At 63.5% G+C, this 16,425-nt stretch carries 15 protein-coding genes; 6 read left to right on the forward strand and 9 right to left on the reverse strand.

The features are described 5' to 3' along the window. Positions 1 to 21: 21 nt before the first annotated feature. Together U3648_RS10275 and U3648_RS10280 are read left to right on the forward strand one after the other, a co-directional pair. Entirely contained in the window at positions 22 to 1,326 is a 1,305-nt protein-coding gene (locus tag U3648_RS10275; protein ID WP_420859139.1) for an NAD(P)/FAD-dependent oxidoreductase, read from the forward strand. An 81-nt stretch (positions 1,327 to 1,407) separates the two neighbouring features. Then, complete coding sequence (locus tag U3648_RS10280; RefSeq protein ID WP_420859140.1) at positions 1,408 to 2,586, forward strand: DegT/DnrJ/EryC1/StrS family aminotransferase; 1,179 nt, start codon at positions 1,408 to 1,410, stop codon at positions 2,584 to 2,586. Here U3648_RS10280 and U3648_RS10285 read toward each other — a convergent pair whose 3' ends face one another. From U3648_RS10285 to U3648_RS10310, 6 genes are all read right to left on the reverse strand, one after another. After that, positions 2,587 to 3,534 (reverse strand): LysR family transcriptional regulator, encoded by a 948-nt coding sequence (locus tag U3648_RS10285; RefSeq protein WP_420859141.1) that lies wholly within the window; start codon positions 3,532 to 3,534, stop codon positions 2,587 to 2,589. Between the two features lie 60 nt (positions 3,535 to 3,594). Then, positions 3,595 to 3,816, reverse strand: a complete 222-nt coding sequence (locus U3648_RS10290; RefSeq protein WP_420859142.1) for a hypothetical protein — start codon at positions 3,814 to 3,816, stop codon at positions 3,595 to 3,597. Next, entirely contained in the window at positions 3,817 to 4,791 is a 975-nt protein-coding gene (locus U3648_RS10295; protein ID WP_420859143.1) for a hypothetical protein, read from the reverse strand. Between the two features lie 32 nt (positions 4,792 to 4,823). Continuing rightward, complete coding sequence (gene phaR, locus U3648_RS10300; RefSeq protein ID WP_420859144.1) at positions 4,824 to 5,372, reverse strand: polyhydroxyalkanoate synthesis repressor PhaR; 549 nt, start codon at positions 5,370 to 5,372, stop codon at positions 4,824 to 4,826. A 173-nt stretch (positions 5,373 to 5,545) separates the two neighbouring features. After that, on the reverse strand, positions 5,546 to 6,028 hold the full coding sequence (locus tag U3648_RS10305; protein ID WP_420859145.1) for a phasin family protein: 483 nt from the start codon (positions 6,026 to 6,028) through the stop codon (positions 5,546 to 5,548). A 180-nt stretch (positions 6,029 to 6,208) separates the two neighbouring features. Beyond that, entirely contained in the window at positions 6,209 to 8,014 is a 1,806-nt protein-coding gene (locus tag U3648_RS10310; protein ID WP_420859146.1) for a PHA/PHB synthase family protein, read from the reverse strand. A gap of 110 nt (positions 8,015 to 8,124) precedes the next feature. On the opposite strand from U3648_RS10310, the gene phaZ reads away from it, so the two are divergent. Further along, the gene (gene phaZ / locus U3648_RS10315) at positions 8,125 to 9,390 is read left to right on the forward strand and encodes a polyhydroxyalkanoate depolymerase (RefSeq protein ID WP_420859147.1); all 1,266 of its coding nucleotides are present in this window, start codon (positions 8,125 to 8,127) and stop codon (positions 9,388 to 9,390) included. Positions 9,391 to 9,458: 68 nt separating this feature from the next. On the opposite strand, the gene U3648_RS10320 is transcribed toward phaZ, so the two are convergent. Next, a complete protein-coding gene (locus U3648_RS10320; protein ID WP_420859148.1) occupies positions 9,459 to 10,172 on the reverse strand; it encodes an alpha/beta fold hydrolase in 714 nt (237 codons plus the stop codon). A 183-nt stretch (positions 10,173 to 10,355) separates the two neighbouring features. On the opposite strand from U3648_RS10320, the gene U3648_RS10325 reads away from it, so the two are divergent. After that, positions 10,356 to 11,609 carry an Hsp70 family protein gene (locus tag U3648_RS10325; protein WP_420859149.1) on the forward strand — a complete coding sequence of 418 codons (1,254 nt, stop codon included), beginning with the start codon at positions 10,356 to 10,358 and terminating at the stop codon, positions 11,607 to 11,609. Here the strand turns inward: U3648_RS10325 and U3648_RS10330 are convergent. After that, entirely contained in the window at positions 11,585 to 12,913 is a 1,329-nt protein-coding gene (locus tag U3648_RS10330; RefSeq protein ID WP_420859150.1) for an MFS transporter, read from the reverse strand. The genes U3648_RS10325 and U3648_RS10330 overlap by 25 nt on opposite strands. Positions 12,914 to 12,982: 69 nt before the next feature. After that, positions 12,983 to 13,726 (reverse strand): alpha/beta fold hydrolase, encoded by a 744-nt coding sequence (locus U3648_RS10335; RefSeq protein WP_420859151.1) that lies wholly within the window; start codon positions 13,724 to 13,726, stop codon positions 12,983 to 12,985. A 158-nt stretch (positions 13,727 to 13,884) separates the two neighbouring features. Between U3648_RS10335 and thrS the strand changes: the two genes are divergently transcribed. Then, positions 13,885 to 15,831, forward strand: coding sequence for a threonine--tRNA ligase (thrS, locus tag U3648_RS10340; RefSeq protein WP_420859152.1), 1,947 nt, complete (start codon positions 13,885 to 13,887; stop codon positions 15,829 to 15,831). A gap of 252 nt (positions 15,832 to 16,083) precedes the next feature. Beyond that, a complete protein-coding gene (locus tag U3648_RS10345; RefSeq protein WP_420859153.1) occupies positions 16,084 to 16,386 on the forward strand; it encodes a BufA1 family periplasmic bufferin-type metallophore in 303 nt (100 codons plus the stop codon). The last annotated feature ends 39 nt before the right edge of the window (positions 16,387 to 16,425 follow it).

Consider the following 16,425-nt stretch of genomic DNA (forward strand, 5'->3'; position numbering starts at 1 on the left):
AACCCGGCGCATCCTGCCGGCATGACAAACGCGCTTTATCGAAATGACCGTCCGGGCCAGTTCCCAAAAAGCTATTACGTTACGACTGTGGACCTGCCCCCTGAACGCCCCGCCCTGCATGGCGAGGAGCGGGCGGATGTCTGCATCGTGGGTGCGGGCTATACCGGGTTGGTGGCCGCATTGACCCTTGCCGAACGCGGCCTGTCGGTCGTGGTGCTGGATGCCCAGCGCGCGGGCTGGGGCGCGTCGGGCCGCAATGGTGGGCAGGTGGGTTCGGGACATCACAAACCCCAAAGCTGGCTGGAGGCGCGGGTGGGCCGCCCCCTGGCCCGGCAGATGTGGCAAATCACCGAGGATGCAAAGGCACTGGTCCGCGATCTTTCGACCCGCCACGCGCCCGAGGCGAACTATCGCCCTGGCAATGCCTATGGCGCCTATTCCACGAATGATTTCCGTGAGATAGAGGCCGAAGTTGAACTTCTGCATCAACATTATGGGTATGATCAGATCACGCCGCTTGCGGGCGATGATTTCCGCGAGGTGGTCAAATCCCCGCTTTACGCCTGCGGCCATCTGGACCGGGGGGCGGGCCACCTGAACCCGCTGCGTTTCGTCCTTGGGCTGGCCCGCGCGGCAGAGGCGGCGGGGGTGCGCATTTTCGAACGCTCCGAGGTGCACAGGATCACCCATGGCGATCCTGCGTTGGTGCAGACCAGCCGGGGCCGGGTGCGGGCGGGTCATGTGCTTCTTGCCGGGAATGGGTATCTGCCCCGGATCGAACCCCGCGTGTCCGCCCGCGTTATGCCGATCAACAGTTTCATCGGGGCAACGGAACCGCTGACCGATCGCCAGCGCGAGGTATTGGCAGAGGACATCTGCGCCCATGACAGCAGCAATGTCGTCAACTACTTCCGGTTCGAAGATGGGCGGTTCCTGTTCGGCGGGCGGGCCAATTATTCCCTGACCTTTCCCAAGGACATGGGCGGCACCCTGCACAAACGAATGATCCAGATGTTCCCGCAGCTTGCCGGGGTCCGGTTCGACTACACCTGGGGCGGATCACTGGGCGTCACCATGACCCGCCTGCCCGCTGCCATCCGGGTCGCGCCCAATGTCCTGTCGATCTCAGGCTATTCCGGGCACGGGCTGGCCCTGTCCTGCATGAGCGGGCGGATCATGGCAGAGACCGTTGCAGGCCAGGCCGGGCAGTTTGACGTGTTGGCGCAATTGCCGGGGCGCCCCTTCCCGCTGGGCACTGTCCTGCAGGAACAGACGATGGGACTTGCGATGATGTGGTTCCGGATGCGCGACAAACTGGGCATCTGACCGGCGGACGCAGGGTTGTCGTGGAAATGTCACGCGGGCCATGTTAGGTTTTCCCGAAGTTAGATTTCAGGAAAGCCGAAAATGACCCAGCCGCCCAATGTTTACGACGCAGAGCCGATCCCCACCGCCGCGATGGAGGAAGTCGCGCGGCTGCTGAACACGGGCGACCTGTTCCGCTATACCTCGGCCAAGGCGCCGGTTGCCTTTCTGGAAGAGGAATTCGCCGCCCTTCTGGGGGCAAAATACGCGCTGGCGGTGTCGTCCTGTTCGGCGGCGCTGTTCCTGTCGCTCAAGGCGCTGGACCTGCCGCGGGACGCGCGGGTGCTGATCCCGGCCTTCACCTTCGCGGCGGTGCCGTCGTCCATCGTCCATGCCGATTGCATTCCGGTTCTGTGCGAATGCGGCGACAACTACCGGATCGACCTCGACGATTTCGCAGCCAAACTGCCGACGGTGCAGGCGGTGATCATCAGCCATATGCGCGGCCATACCTCGGACATGGACGCGATCATGGCGATGTGCGACGCGGCGGATATCCCGGTGATCGAAGACGCCGCGCATTCGCTGGGCACCACATGGGCCGGGCGCAACATCGGCACCATCGGCAAGGTAGGCTGTTTTTCCTTCCAGTCCTACAAGCTGATCAACGCGGGCGAAGGCGGGATCATGGTCACTGACGATCCCGACCTGATTGCCCGGGCGGTCATCATGTCGGGGGCCTATGAACACAACTGGAAAAAGCACCCGGTTCTGCTGAATGCCTTCGCCCGCTGGCAGAACAAGCTGCCGCTTTATAACCTGCGCCTGAACAACCTCTCGGCGGCGATCATCCGTCCGCAGTTGGACGAACTGTCCCGGCGGGTTGCTGACGGGCGGCGCAACCACGATCACGTCGCGGCGGCGCTGAATGCTTCGCCCTGGCTGGAGGTGCCAGAGAAACTCTCGCCCGAGGAACGTGCCCCGGATTCAATCCAGTTCAACCTTGTCGGTATGGACGACATGGCGACCCGCCGGTTCGCCGCTGCGGCAGAGGCGAAGGGCGTCAAGGTGCAGGTCTTCGGCCTGAGCCAGGACAATGCCCGCGCCTATTGGAACTGGGAATTCCTGCCCGAACAGGTGGAATTGCCCCGGACCCGCGCCATGCTGATGAAGGCCTGCGATGTGCGCCTGCCTGCGCGCCTGACGTTGGAAGACTGCGATGCGGTTGCGACGATCCTCACCGACGCCGCGGCAGAGGCGATGGCGGCACAGGCTGCCTGATCACAACACCCGAAGCCGCCCGTCCAGCCATGGTCGGGCGGCGATTTCCGGACCGACGATCTGATCCTGCAGCAGCCCGCGCAGGTGTTCGGCGACTGTTGCGGGCATCGCCCCCAACACCCCTTGCCGCGCGGTCAACTGGATCACCCGCGCCATGGGCGCAAAGGGCAGCGGCAGAATCTCCACATCCCTGTTGAACCGCTGCGCCCGCGACAGGGCCAGCGGGGTCAGAATCGTCCACCCGGTCCCGCCCGCCACCATCGCAAGGATCGCGTGGTAGCTGTCCAGTTCGAACCGGTAGCCGAGGGTCACGTGTTCCCGTGCCAGATGGGCCGCAATGGTCCGGCCCATGTGATGCCGCGTGGTGTATTGGATCAGCGGCATATCGTCGAAGGCCGCCGCCCCCTGCCCCTTTGGCACGGCGGCGACAAAGGGTTCCTCCAACAGGCGGTGCACCTCCATCCCCGCGCCGGTGGCCCCCATGTCGGCGGCGACGACCACGTCCAGCGCCCGTTCATCCAAAAGGTCATACAGCCGATGCGACGCTCCGGTTTCCAACAGGAACTGGCATTGCTTCAATTCCTCTCCCATCCGCGACAGAAGCGCCGGGGTCACGTCGGCATCGAAGTCTTCGATCATCCCAAGGCGGAAGCGGGTCAGCCGGGACATATCCGACAGGGCCAGTTCGGCACGGGCCTGTTCCGCCTCGTTCAGGATCGCATTGGCGCGGCGCAGAAAGATTTCGCCCTTCGGGGTCAGGCCGATGGGCCGTTGCCCCCGGTCCAGAAGGTCCACGCCGATCGCCGCCTCAAGGTTGGTCAGTTGCTGGGATACCGTCGCGACGGAGGTGTCCAGCCGCCGCGCCGCCGCCGAGATGGAGCCTTCGGCCGCCGTGGCCACGAAAACCTCGATCCCCCATAGCGTGATACGCCCCTCGGTTCTGGCCATGCCTGCCCTTTCTGACTGTGTCGGCGCAGGCTAGGCCCGGCGCCGCGCGGCGACAACCGCCTATCCTTCGACCGCCTGCCCGAAGATGGCGATCACGAACCCAAGACCTGCCAACAGGCCAAAGCCCGCAGCCCGCGCCACCTGCCGTTGGTTCAGCGCGGACAGCGCGGCAATCCCCGCCTGCAAACCGTAGTAGACGGCGAAGGCACGGCTGGCGATGGCGATGATCTGGAACACATCCGCCGCCCAGGTCAGAACCAACCCGGCCCCGATCAGCAGCATTTAGCCCTGAACCGGCCGTACCCGTCCGCCCGTCAGTTCCTGCACCAGCCCACCTGCCCCGCCCGTATCGGCCACCGCCGCGCTGAACTGCGCCGACAGGGCCGCCGCGATCAGCAAGGGCGGCAAGACCGGCGCCACCAGCCCCATCATGTCGATGATTGCGGTTTCCGACAGCGGGACCTTGCCCGTAGGGAACAGGAACACCAGAAGCGAGATATAGGCCATGTAGATCCCGGCCGAGAGCCATTGCGCCCAACGCATGGACCGAATCCGCAGGTCTGCCGAATAGGTATTGCCAAGGTAGCGCGAGGTTTCGAACCCCTGCACCGTGACGATCAGCCCAAAGGCCAGCGTCACAGCGGCCCACCCCGTCGTGACGGCCGGGTTGATGACAAGATCGCCGGTTGTCGCCTGTTGGCCGAAATGCACCGCCAATCCCGCCAGCAGCCCCGCGATGATCGCCAGTTTGATCCCGACCGAGGTTTGTTCCAGCCCCTCCAGCGCCCGAAACCCGCCAAACAGCGCGGCACCAAGGATCACCCCGTAGATCAGGGTCGTTACCCATCTGGCGGCACTGTCGGGGGCATCGGGCCAAAGGTTGGTGGCGAAAGCGCCAAACAGGTTCAGGTAGTAGGCAACCGAGATGACATAGGCCAGCGCCAGCGCCCAGGCCGCCAAAGTCTCGACCTGTTCGGTCCGCGCATGCCGGGGCGGGTCGGTATCAATCCGGGCAATGTTGAACCGGATCGCCGCCCCGAACCCATAGGCAGCAAGGCAAAGCGCGGCCATGACCAGCGGAGCCCAGACCCCGAAATTGTCATCCAGCACCGGGCCAAGAACCAGAAATCCGGACCCAATGATCGACGCAAGCGGGGTGACCGTCGCTTTCCACCCATCGGCCCGCCGCAATCGCGGCCAAAGCAAGAGCGCGGCGGTCAGCCCAACGCCGATCAGAACCGCAAGGGTGGTTCCCATGTCGATCCGTTTCCGGACCCGTCAGGGCCCTGCTACTTGGTCATCCGCGACAGTTTTTCCTGCAAGGCGGCCAGTTCGCGTTTGATGTCGTCCAGCCCTTCCCCCTTGCCTTCGTCTTCCGACGGTTGCGGGGACGAGGTGCCCATCATGCCCCCGGTCATGGCCTTGAAGAAGGCTTCCTGCTGGGCGCGCATCGCCTCGAAGCCCGGCAGATTTGCCATCGGGTTCGCCTTGCCCATGTTTTCCATCATCTGGCTTTGGCCCTCGCGCAGCATGTCAAAACTGGCGGCAAGGAATTGCGGCACGATCGACGAGGCCTGGCTGGTATAGCTGCGCACAAGATCGGTCAGCACATCCACCGGCAGCACACTTTCGCCGCGGCTTTCGTGTTCGGCGATGATCTGCAACAGGTATTGCCGGGTCAGGTCATCGCCGGACTTCAGATCGACAATCTGCACTTCGCGCCCTTCACGGATGAAGGCGGCGATATCTTCCAGCGTTACATAATCGCTGGTTTCAGTGTTGTAGAGACGGCGGCTGGCGTAGCGCTTGATCAAAAGCGGCTTCATTTGCTCGGCCACGGCGATCCTCCCCAGAATATTGCGGCATTGCAGAGAAGGCTACTGCGCCTGCAGCACGCTGTGAAGCACTTTTGAAAAGAAACCCCGCAAAAGCAAAAGGCGGCCCGCGTTTTACGGACCGCCTTTCCAGGTGCCGGGATCGAGGGAGGACGACCCCGGCGATGTCTTGAGCCTTACTTCGCGGCTTCGGTGGCCTTCTTGGTCGCCGTGGTGACTTCGGCAGCGGCCTTCTGGGCAGCGGCGGTCAGGTCGGCGGTGGCCTTCTGAGCGGCAGAGGTCATTTCTTCCGAGGTCTTCTTGCCAGCGGCGAGAACCAATTCGAGGGTCTCGGTCTGCACCTTGCGGGCGATCTCGGCATAGGCGGCCATGTGCTCGGCAGCGGCTTCGGCCGAAGCGGAGGCGAAATCGGTCATCGACTTGGCGTAGTCGGCCGGGTCAGCTTTCGCCTTGGACACGGTGGCCAGCTTGGCGAGGGTGTCGTTGGCCCATTTGGCGGACAGGTCGGTCGACTTCTTGGCAGCGTCAAGGGCAACGCCCGACAGCTTTTCGGTCAGCGAAGTCTGGGTCTTGAACGCGTCTTCCATGGCTTTGGTGTCAACCGGGAAAGCGCCCATCATGTCTTTGAAGACGGCGGTGAGGTCTTGGGTCTTGGCCATTGTCGTAACCTTTCAGGTGTCTCGCGGACCGTTGCGAGGGAGAGATCAGGGAGGGAGGAGCCCCGGTCCGCCGTGAATTTCTGACACCAATATGCATGCTGCGATGCAGCATTTCAAGTTTTTTCTGCGCTGCAGCAAAAAGAATTCTGCGCATGCAGCAAAATCAGAGGTTTAGTCGGCCTAGAGTTTGGGCGCGGCCGTTACATAGGTTCCCGGCGCGTGGCAGATCGGCTCGAATCCCGGTCCACCCGGTGCCCGCGCAGGAACCTGCTTGCCCGATTTCCCGGCCAGCCAGGACTGCCACTTCGGCCACCACGATCCTTCATGCGCATCGGCCGAGTCGCGCCAGTCCTCTGCCGTCAGCCCCAGTTCCGGGTTGGTCCTGTGGCCGTATTTCTTCTTGGCTGGCGGGTTCACGATCCCGGCGATATGGCCGGACCCCGCAAGGATGAATGTCTTGTCCTTCGATCCCATCTGCTGAACCCCGCGGTAGGAGGATTTCCACGCCGCGATATGGTCTGTCTCGCAGGCCACGGCGCACAACGGTACGGTCACGTCCTTCAGATCCACAGTTTCCCCGCAAATGTTGAACCCACCCGCGGCCAGTTGGTTACCCTGACACAACTCGCGCAGGTATTGGATCGCCATCTTGCCGGGCAGGTTGGTCCCGTCGCCGTTCCAGAACAGAAGGTCGAATGCGGGAGGCGCCTCGCCCATCATGTAGCTTTTGATCGCGGGCTTGTAGATCAGGTCATTCGACCGCAGGAAGGAAAAGGTGCGCGCCATATAGAACCGGTCAAGAATGCCGGTGGCGGCGCATTCCGCCTCCAGCCCATCGACGAAATCATCGGCAAGAAAGACGCCCACTTCGCCCGGGTCCGAGAAATCTGTCATGGTGGTGAAAAAGGTCGCGGAATTGACAGAGGTATCCTTGCGTTTCTTCATGACCCCAAGCGTGGCGGACAGGGTCGTGCCGGCGATGCAATAGCCGACCGTGTTTACCTTCTTGGTGCCGCAGATGGCCTTGGCAGCCTCGATCGCGGCCAGATACCCTTCTTCCACGTAGGTATCGAGGGTCACATCGGCATAGCTGGCGTCGGGGTTGACCCAGCTGGCCACGAAGACGGTGAAGCCCTGATCGACCACCCATTTGATCAGGCTTTTCTGGGCGTTCAGGTCAAGAATGTAGAATTTGTTGATCCACGGCGGGAAGATCACGAGCGGAATCTCGTGCACGGTTTCGGTCGTGGGGGTGTACTGGATCAGCTCCAGCATCCGGTTGCGGAACACGACCTCGCCCGGCGTGGTGCCGATGTTTTCGCCCACTTTGAAGGCGGATTTATCGGCAAGGCTGACGATCAGCTCGCCCTGGTTCGCCTCCAGATCACGCACTAGGTTTTCAAGCCCGTCGACAAGGCTTTGGCCCTGCGTTTCGACGGCCTTTTCCAAAGCGTCGGGATTGGTGGCAAGGAAATTAGTCGGCGCCAGCATATCGACGATCTGCTGACTGAAATAGTCCAGCCGCTGTTTGTCCTTCTCGGACAGGCCCTCAAGATCGCCCAGCGATTCCTTCATCGCCTCGGCGTTCAGCAGGTATTGCTGCTTCATGAAATTGAAGAACGGATGGCTGTCCCACAGAGGGTTGGAAAAGCGCGGATCGGACGGGCCGGTGTCCTCGGGCGGTTCCAGCTTGCCATGGGCGATCTGGTTCTGGGCCTCGACGTAATGCTTCAGCGTCTTGCCCCAATACCCCACCTGATGTTCGATCATCTTGGCCGGGTTGTGCATCATTTCCGCCATGTAGGCGGTGGCCGCTTTCATATACAGGTCCTGCCCCGGCCCCTGCAGCGAGGCGGGAACGTTGCGCTTATGCGACATGACCTTGGCCAGACGCTTGGTCAGACCCTCCAGCTTTTCAAGGTTTTCTTCCAACTTGCCGAGGTCTGCGGCCCCTGCGGCATCCTGATCAAATTCATTTGTTGTCATATTAACCTCTTGGGCCTAATTTGCAGGTGCAGCATAACCGCCGGAAGTCGACGGCCATGCAGTAACCGTTTGAAGCGCCCCCGCCGGGGGCCGGCGGCAGGAGAGCTTACATGAAGTATATGTTCACTTACGACCTCATGGAAAGCGCCCGCAACACCAACCAATGGTTGGGGGCGACGGCGCGGGCTTTTGCCGCATATCCGGGCATGGCCGCAACGGCCAACCCGTGGATCGACTGGATCGGTGCCTGGGGCGAGGTGACGGAACGCACCTTCGAACGGATGGTCGCGAAACCCGACTGGGGCATTTCCGCCGTGACCGGCGAGGATGGCAAGGACCATACGGTTGTCATTGAAACCCGTGTCTCCCGCCCTTTCGGAGACCTGATCCATTTCAAGGTGCCGGGCCGCCGCGCCCGCAAGCGCCGGGTGATGCTGGTCGCGCCGATGTCGGGCCACTACGCCACGCTGCTGCGCAAGACCGTGATCAGCCTGTTGCCCGATTGCGAGGTCTATATCACTGATTGGCATAACGCGCGCGACATCCCCGTTTCCGCCGGCAAGTTCGATGTCGAGGATTATACGCTCTACCTTGTCGATTTCATGAAGCACCTCGGACCGGACCTGCACGTCATCGCCGTCTGCCAGCCCGCGCCACTGACGCTGGCCGCGACCGCATATCTGGCGGGTGAGGACCCCAAGGCGCAGCCGCGGTCCCTGACCCTGATCGGCGGCCCCATCGACCCAGAGGCGAACCACACCGAGGTCACCGATTTCGGCCGGTCCGTCACCATGGGCCAGTTGGAAAACACCATGATCCAGCGGGTCGGCTATAAATATGCCGGCGTCGGGCGGCTGGTCTATCCCGGCCTGCTGCAACTGCAATCCTTCATGTCGATGAACGCCGAAACCCACGCCAAGGCGTTTTCCGACCAAATCATCCGCGTCGCCAAGGGCGAGGCATCGGACCATGACAAGCACAACGTGTTCTACGACGAATACCTTGCCGTGATGGACATGACGGCAGAGTTCTACCTGTCCACCGTGGAACGGGTATTCAAGAACCGTGACATCGCCCGCAACGATTTTACCGTGGCGGGGAAAACAGTGGATATCGGCAAGATCAGCACCGTCGCGGTCAAGGTGGTCGAAGGCGAGGCCGATGATATTTCCGCCCCCGGGCAATGTCTTGCCGCGCTGGACCTGCTGACCGGCCTGCCGGACAGCAAGAAGGCGGCGCATCTCGAACCCGGTGCCGGGCACTACGGGATTTTCGCGGGCAAAAGCTGGCGCAACAACATCCGGCCGCTGGTTCTGGATTTCATCGACGCCAACAGCGGCGCGCCGTCGAAGCCGAAAATCGCGGCGGTCAAGTAAGGTTTGGTGGGTCAAGGCCCACCATCCCGCATCTCGTCATTACCTTGTGCAGCTGGTCTTCGCCTGCCCTATCGCAGTACGAAGGGCTGGCGCAGCCAGTCCTGAAGGATCGAGGTTACGGCCTGCGGTTGTTCCAGCATTGGCATGTGCCCGGCCCCGTCGATCACTTCCAGCCGGGCATAGGGGATCAGCTCGGCCATGAATTCGTGCCGCTTGATCGGCGTCTTTCCGTCCTCCGCCCCGCAGATTACCAGCGCGGGTTGCTTGATCCGGCGCAGAACCGCCTGCTGGTCCTTGCGGCGTTGCATGGCGCGGGCCTGCCGGACATAGGCATCCGGCCCATTGGCCTTGGCCATGGCGCTGATCTTGGCGAACACATCATTGCGTTGTGGGCCAACGGCAAGGTCCGTTATCCGGATCTCGGCCCCGATCGCATCATCGAACCGGCCTGACCGCGCCGCGACGATCCGCACCTCGCGGTCGGCGGCATCTTGCGGGGTCTCGGCAAGGGGCGTCGTCCCCATCAACGCGATCCGGGTGACCCGCTCCGGGGCACGGCGCAGAACCTCTTGCGCGACGACACCTCCGTATCCGTGACCGAACAGGGCAAACTTCTGCGGCGCGCCGGACAGGATGGCCGAGGCGACCTCTTCCACCCGTTCACCGCCCGTGGTGGGGGCGATGGCGACCAGACCGTCGCGCCCCAGCGCGGTCATCTGCGCCGAAAATACCCGTGCATCGCAGAACATGCCCGGCAGCATAAGGATCGGTTCGATATTCATTGATGTCCGTCGCGCGTGCCGCGCGTCCCTGCCCTGCTGCCCATGCCTGTCACCGGTCTTGTTGGTTGCGCCCACAATGCCGCAGCCGGGGGGAAAGGGGAAGACCCGACCGCCAAATCGGCGGGGTTGATCCCACCGCCTCCTTGACCTATTTGCCGCCCTTTCGCCGCGACGGAGCCCGCCATGTCCCGCACACTCGCCATCGACTTTGGCACATCGAACACCGCAGCCGCGGTGATGCGGAACGGTGCGCCTTGGGTTCTGCCCATCGACGATGGGCGCGAGACACTGCCAACGGCCGTCTTTCTGGACTTCACTCGACGCGACACCCTGTTCGGGCAGGCCGCGATTGACGCGCTGATCGACGGGCGTGAGGGGCGGTTCATGCGGGCCCTGAAGTCGGTCCTCGGCACCAGCCTGATGCATGAAAGGCGCCAGTTTCTACAGGAACGGCTGACCCTGACCGAGATCGTCGCCCGGTTCCTATCCGCCCTCAAATCGCGGGCCGAGGCGGAAACCGGCGACCGGTTCGACCGGGTCCTGTCAGGCCGCCCGGTCCGGTTCCATTCCGCCGACCCCGCCCGCAACGCCCGCGCCGAAGACGACCTGCGCGCCTGCTATCACGCCGCCGGATTTTCCAAGGTCGCGTTCCTGCCCGAGCCAGAGGCCGCCGCCCGCGCCGCCCTGCCAGACGGTGGCGACCGCACCGGCCTTGGCCTTGTCGTGGACATCGGCGGGGGCACGTCCGATTTCACGGTGTTTGAAGGCTCCGGCGCGGACATCCGGGTTCTGGCGTCCCACGGGGTGCGGATCGGCGGGACGGATTTCGACAAGGCAATCAGCCTTGCCCACGCCATGCCGCTATTGGGCCGGGGCAGCCTGATCCGCGCAGAACTGGGTGCGGCCCGTAACCCGGCGCCCGCCGCCCTGTTCAACGATCTGGCCAGTTGGGAAAAGATCCCTTTTGTCTATGACCCCGCCACCCTGCGCGACGCCGCCCGGATGCAGCGGCTGGCGGATGAGCCGGAAAAGCTGGCCCGGCTACACGCCGTGCTGGAAATGCACCTTGGCCACGATGTTGCTTTTGCGGTCGAGGCCGCGAAGATCGCGGGGCAGGCGGACCGTGCCCAGATCGACCTGTCGGTCGTGGAGCGTGGTCTGGCGGTCGACTTCTACCCACTGATGCTGAAGGCGGCCATCGCCCCCTTCGCGACCGAGATTGCCGAGGCCGCCTCGGAAACCCTGCGGGCCGCGGGCCGCACCCCCGACGATATTGCCGAGGTGATCCTTGTCGGCGGGTCCAGCCTGCTGACGACGGTCTCCGACAGCATGGCTGCGTTGTTGCCCGCGGCCCGCTTGCGCCGGGGCAAGGCCTTTACCGCCATCGTCGAAGGGTTGGCGATTGCCGCCGATCAGGCGGACGCGGCAGGCCGGTAGAGTATCAGCAGCCCGAGCACCGAGAGGATCAGGATACCGGCGGGAAGATAGGTGATCGACCATTCAAGCATGTCCAAGGCCTCCTCTGTCTGGGCAACCGTTTCGCCCGTCGCCTCTTTCCAGCCCTTGGCCTGAAGGATCAGCCCGAGGATCGCCGGGGCGAAAGCGTTGGCCAGTTTCTGGCCGAACAGCCAGACCGCCGAAAATGCCCCTTCGATCGCTTCGCCGCTTGCCTCGCGCGTCCGGTCCATCAGGTCCGGGTAGATCGCCCAGGGGATCTGTTGATACGATCCGTTCGCCATTCCGGCCAGAACGAACAATCCCGCCATGACCGTGACACTGACCGATGGCAGGTTTGCCGCCAGCCAGACCAACAGCCCCACATAGAGGATCAACCCGATTACCAGCGCGTTCAGCTTGCCCATCCGGTGGGACAGGATCACCCAGACCGCCTGACTGAGGATCGAGCCGAGGACGAAGGCCGCGAACAGCAGGCTGAGCGTGGTCAGGGCCTGCGCGGCCCCGGACAGGGCCGTCTCGCCAGTGTCGGCAATCAGATAAGTGGCGGCAAAGGGCAACCCTGCGGTGATGATCGCGACCGCGAGCGTCATCACGCCGTAGAGCGCAGCAAGAATCATGAAAGGCCGGTTCGACAGAACCAGCCGGATCATCCCGCCAAGGTCGACCGAGGCCGCCTCGGCCACGCGCGGCGCGTTTCGCGTTGCGAATAGCGACAGCCAGATCGCGCCGACAATCAATGGCGAAACCGCCAGCGCCGCCATGGCATATCCCATGCCCCCCGCCAGACCCGGCACCAGCGCCCCGCCGATCAGGATGCCAAGGCTTGCAAACCCCATGCGCCAGCCGGTCATCGTGGACCGTTCGCGCGGATCGGTCGTCATTTCCCCGGCCTGTGCGCCATAGGGGATGGCGACCATGGTAAACCCGATTGTCGCCAACCCGAAGAAGGCGATGACCCAGCCGATCTTGCCCGCCATGCCCAGCCCGACGGGCACCGCGAACAGGCCCACCATCGCCCCGGCCATCACCACGGCCCCCAGTGCCATCCACGGAGCCCGGCGGCCGAACCGGCTGCTGGTCTTGTCCGACAGGACACCGACCAGCGGATCAGTCACCATATCAAAGATCAGAACGGCGGTCGTCACGAACCCCGCGATGCCGACCGGCACCCCAAGGAAGGCCGTCAGGAAATTCAGGACAAGCAGCTGCTTGACCACCACGAAGACCACGATCCCCATATCGGCAAGGCCCCAGCCCGCCTTTTGCAACCCCGATAGCGCCATGCGTCCCTCCCCGCGCGTTTGGTGGCGACGGTAGGGCCGGTCGGGCGCGGGCCAAAGCAGAACCTTGCGTCACCCGGCGCGGGCGATCACCTCTGCCACGGCCGCGCCGATCAGGGACAGGCAGGTATCGTCGGAAAACCGGTGGTCGGCGTCCTTGACCAGTGTCAGGCGGATATCGGGGCCGGTGGCATGGTCCAGCAGCCGGATCGCGGTCTCGGTCGAAACGGCGGTGTCGGCTGTACCTTGCAGGAACCGTGTTGGAAAAGGCAGGGTCAACGGGTCGCGCAGGACAAGGCATTTGCGCCCGTCCACGATCATCTTCTTGGTGACGACATAGGGCTCCATGTAGTCCGAGGGCAGAAACACCGGTTCGCCCGCGTTGATCTGGGCCTTCTGGTCTTCGCTGAACCCGGCCCAATATCCGTCTTCGGTGAAATCCGGCGCGGCGGCGATGGTGACTAGGCCCGCCACCCGGTCCGGCATCGCGCGGGCCAAAAGCAGCGCCTGCCAGCCGCCCATCGACGACCCGACCACGACCAGCGGGCCATCCGCCAGGGCGGTGACGGCGATCGTGTCTTCATGCCAATCGGCGATGCTGCCCTCTTCGAAGGTGCCCGAACTTTCTCCATGTCCGGAATAATCGAACCGCAGATAGGCGCGGCCCTGCGCCTTGGCCCAATCTTCCAGCCAGATCGCCTTGGTGCCCTCCATGTCGGATTTCAGCCCGCCGCAAAAGACGATGGTCGGGCCCTGCCCTTCGGTTTTCAAATAGGCGATCCGGCGTCCCTGCGGGGTGGTCAGAAATTCGGTCATGGCGGGCCTCCTGTCGTATCGGGGCCACCATCGCGGCATGGGCGGGCGAAGACAAGACCGGGGGCTTGACGATTGCCCTGTCACAGGTCAATTACCCCGCACGACATAACCCGCAACCGGGCGTTCCGTGGGCGCCAAACCGACGAGGAGCCAGGCCGATGAGCCAGATTTCCCTGATCTTTCCCGATGGCAATGCACGCAGCTATGATGCAGGCGTGACCCCTGCCGAGGTGGCCGCATCCATCGCCACCTCGCTGGCGAAGAAAGCCATTTCCGCGAGCGTGAACGGCAAGCATTGGGATCTTCAGTGGCCGATCACCGAAGACGCCAGCATCGCCATCAACACGATGAAGGACGACGCCCCGGCGCTGGAACTGATCCGGCACGACCTTGCCCATATCATGGCCCGCGCCGTGCAGGAGATCTGGCCCGACACGCAGGTCACCATCGGCCCCGTGATCAAGGACGGCTGGTATTATGACTTTGACCGGGCCGAGCCTTTCGTGCCTGAAGACCTCGCGCTGATCGAAAAGAAGATGAAGGAAATCATCAACAAGCGCGAGGAGGTCCGGACCGAGGTCTGGGACCGCGCCCGTGCGGTCAAGCATTACGAGGACAGCGGCGAGCCCTATAAGGTCGAGCTGATCGAGGCCATTCCCGGCGACGAACCGCTGCGCATGTACTGGCACGGCGACTGGCAGGACCTGTGCCGTGGCCCGCACCTGCAAAACACCGGCCAGGTGCCCGGCGACAGCTGGAAACTGATGTCCATTGCGGGCGCCTATTGGCGCGGCGACAGCAGCCGCGCGCAGCTACAGCGTATCTATGGCGTGGCCTTCCAGAACAAGGACCAGCTGAAGGCGCATCTGCACATGCTGGAGGAGGCCGCCAAGCGCGACCACCGCAAGCTGGGCCGCGAGATGAACCTGTTCCACATGCAGGAAGAAGCCCCCGGTCAGGTGTTCTGGCACCCCAACGGCTGGACCATCTACACCACGCTTCAGGACTACATGCGCCGCCAGCAAAAGCGCGGCGGCTATGTCGAGGTGAACACGCCGCAGGTCGTGGACCGCAAACTGTGGGAGGCCTCGGGCCACTGGGAGAAATACCAGGAAAATATGTTTATCGTCGAAGTGGACGAGGAACACGCCCGCGAAAAGGCCGTGAACGCGCTGAAGCCGATGAACTGCCCCTGCCACGTTCAGGTCTATAATCAGGGGCTGAAGTCCTATCGCGATCTGCCGCTGCGCATGGCCGAGTTTGGGTCGTGCAACCGCTATGAACCCTCGGGCGCCTTGCATGGCATCATGCGGGTGCGCGGCTTCACTCAGGATGATGCGCATATCTTCTGCACCGAGGACCAGATCGAGGAAGAAACCAAGATCTTCATCGACTTCCTGTCGATGATCTACCGCGACCTTGGCTTTGAAAGCTTCAGTGTCAAATTCTCGGACCGGCCCGACACCCGCGCCGGATCGGACGAGGTCTGGGACCGGGCCGAGGCGGCGTTGAAAGCCGCGACCGAGGCGGCGGGCTGCGCCTATACGCTGAACCCCGGCGAAGGCGCCTTCTACGGTCCGAAGCTGGAGTTCGTCCTGACCGACGCCATCGGCCGGGACTGGCAGTGTGGCACCTTGCAGGTCGATTTCGTCCTGCCTGAACGGCTGGACGCGACCTATATCGGGGCGGACGGGGCGAAACACCGGCCGGTCATGCTGCACCGTGCGACGCTCGGCAGCTTTGAACGCTTTATCGGCATCCTGATCGAGGAACACGCGGGCAAGCTGCCGTTCTGGCTGGCCCCGCGTCAGGTTGTCGTCGCCTCCATCGTGTCGGACGCCGATGATTACGTCCGCGAGGTCGTGGCCGAACTGCAAAAGGCGGGCGTCCGGGCCGAGGCTGACCTGCGCAACGAGAAGATCAACTACAAGGTCCGCGAACACAGCCTTGGAAAGGTGCCTGTGATCCTTGCCGTTGGCGCGCGCGAGGTCGAGGAACGCACCGTGTCCGTTCGCCGTCTGGGCGAGAAGGAAACAGCTGTAACATCGCTGACGGAGATCGTGAGCGAGCTGCGGAAATCGGCCACGCCCCCCGATCTTCTGTAACAAATCACGCAGACAGACTGTTACAGGCCCGCCGGTTAAGGATCGGCGGGCCTTTGTATTTTCAGGGTTATTCCCTGCCGCACCTGCGAAAACCCGCCTTGGTCCTGTCACGCGGCCTCACGCCGCCGCGATGCACGCGGGCGTGAATGGCAGGTGACCGACACTCGCCCCTAGGTTTGGTCAGCGCTTCGGGCAGCCCCCGACGCTAAGGCAAATGGCCCGAACCGGGCCGACCAACAAAAGGGAATGACCATGTCCAAGACTTCCAAGACGATCGTCGTCGCATCCGCCGTTGCCACCGCAATGACCGCGCTGGCCCATACCGCCGCCGCGCAGGAAAATGAAAAGTGCTATGGCGTGTCGCTGGCCGGTGAGAACGACTGTGCCGCCGGACCGGGCACCACCTGCGCCGGCACCTCGACCGTGGACTATCAGGGCAACGCCTGGACGCTGGTTCCGGCCGGCACCTGCGGCGATATCGAACTGCCCGCCATGGCCGATGGCACCGCACGCATGGGCAGCCTTGAGGCACTGGAGCGCGACCTCCCGGCATAAGGCGACCATCGGGCGGCCCGTCCCAATCCCGGGCCGCCC

This window comes from Marivivens marinus (genome assembly GCF_035969385.1).
Taxonomy (GTDB): Bacteria; Pseudomonadota; Alphaproteobacteria; order Rhodobacterales; family Rhodobacteraceae; genus SELP01.

What these genes read in the sequence shown, in the direction of transcription:
- U3648_RS10275 (WP_420859139.1), top strand. Translation starts at nt 22, where the DNA reads ATGACAAACGCGCTTTATCGAAATGACCGTCCGGGCCAGTTCCCAAAA.
- U3648_RS10280 (WP_420859140.1), top strand. Translation starts at nt 1,408, where the DNA reads ATGACCCAGCCGCCCAATGTTTACGACGCAGAGCCGATCCCCACCGCC.
- U3648_RS10285 (WP_420859141.1), bottom strand. Translation starts at nt 3,534, where the DNA reads ATGGCCAGAACCGAGGGGCGTATCACGCTATGGGGGATCGAGGTTTTC.
- U3648_RS10290 (WP_420859142.1), bottom strand. Translation starts at nt 3,816, where the DNA reads ATGCTGCTGATCGGGGCCGGGTTGGTTCTGACCTGGGCGGCGGATGTG.
- U3648_RS10295 (WP_420859143.1), bottom strand. Translation starts at nt 4,791, where the DNA reads ATGGGAACCACCCTTGCGGTTCTGATCGGCGTTGGGCTGACCGCCGCG.
- U3648_RS10305 (WP_420859145.1), bottom strand. Translation starts at nt 6,028, where the DNA reads ATGGCCAAGACCCAAGACCTCACCGCCGTCTTCAAAGACATGATGGGC.
- U3648_RS10310 (WP_420859146.1), bottom strand. Translation starts at nt 8,014, where the DNA reads ATGACAACAAATGAATTTGATCAGGATGCCGCAGGGGCCGCAGACCTC.
- phaZ (WP_420859147.1), top strand. Translation starts at nt 8,125, where the DNA reads ATGAAGTATATGTTCACTTACGACCTCATGGAAAGCGCCCGCAACACC.
- U3648_RS10320 (WP_420859148.1), bottom strand. Translation starts at nt 10,172, where the DNA reads ATGAATATCGAACCGATCCTTATGCTGCCGGGCATGTTCTGCGATGCA.
- U3648_RS10325 (WP_420859149.1), top strand. Translation starts at nt 10,356, where the DNA reads ATGTCCCGCACACTCGCCATCGACTTTGGCACATCGAACACCGCAGCC.
- U3648_RS10330 (WP_420859150.1), bottom strand. Translation starts at nt 12,913, where the DNA reads ATGGCGCTATCGGGGTTGCAAAAGGCGGGCTGGGGCCTTGCCGATATG.
- U3648_RS10335 (WP_420859151.1), bottom strand. Translation starts at nt 13,726, where the DNA reads ATGACCGAATTTCTGACCACCCCGCAGGGACGCCGGATCGCCTATTTG.
- thrS (WP_420859152.1), top strand. Translation starts at nt 13,885, where the DNA reads ATGAGCCAGATTTCCCTGATCTTTCCCGATGGCAATGCACGCAGCTAT.
- U3648_RS10345 (WP_420859153.1), top strand. Translation starts at nt 16,084, where the DNA reads ATGTCCAAGACTTCCAAGACGATCGTCGTCGCATCCGCCGTTGCCACC.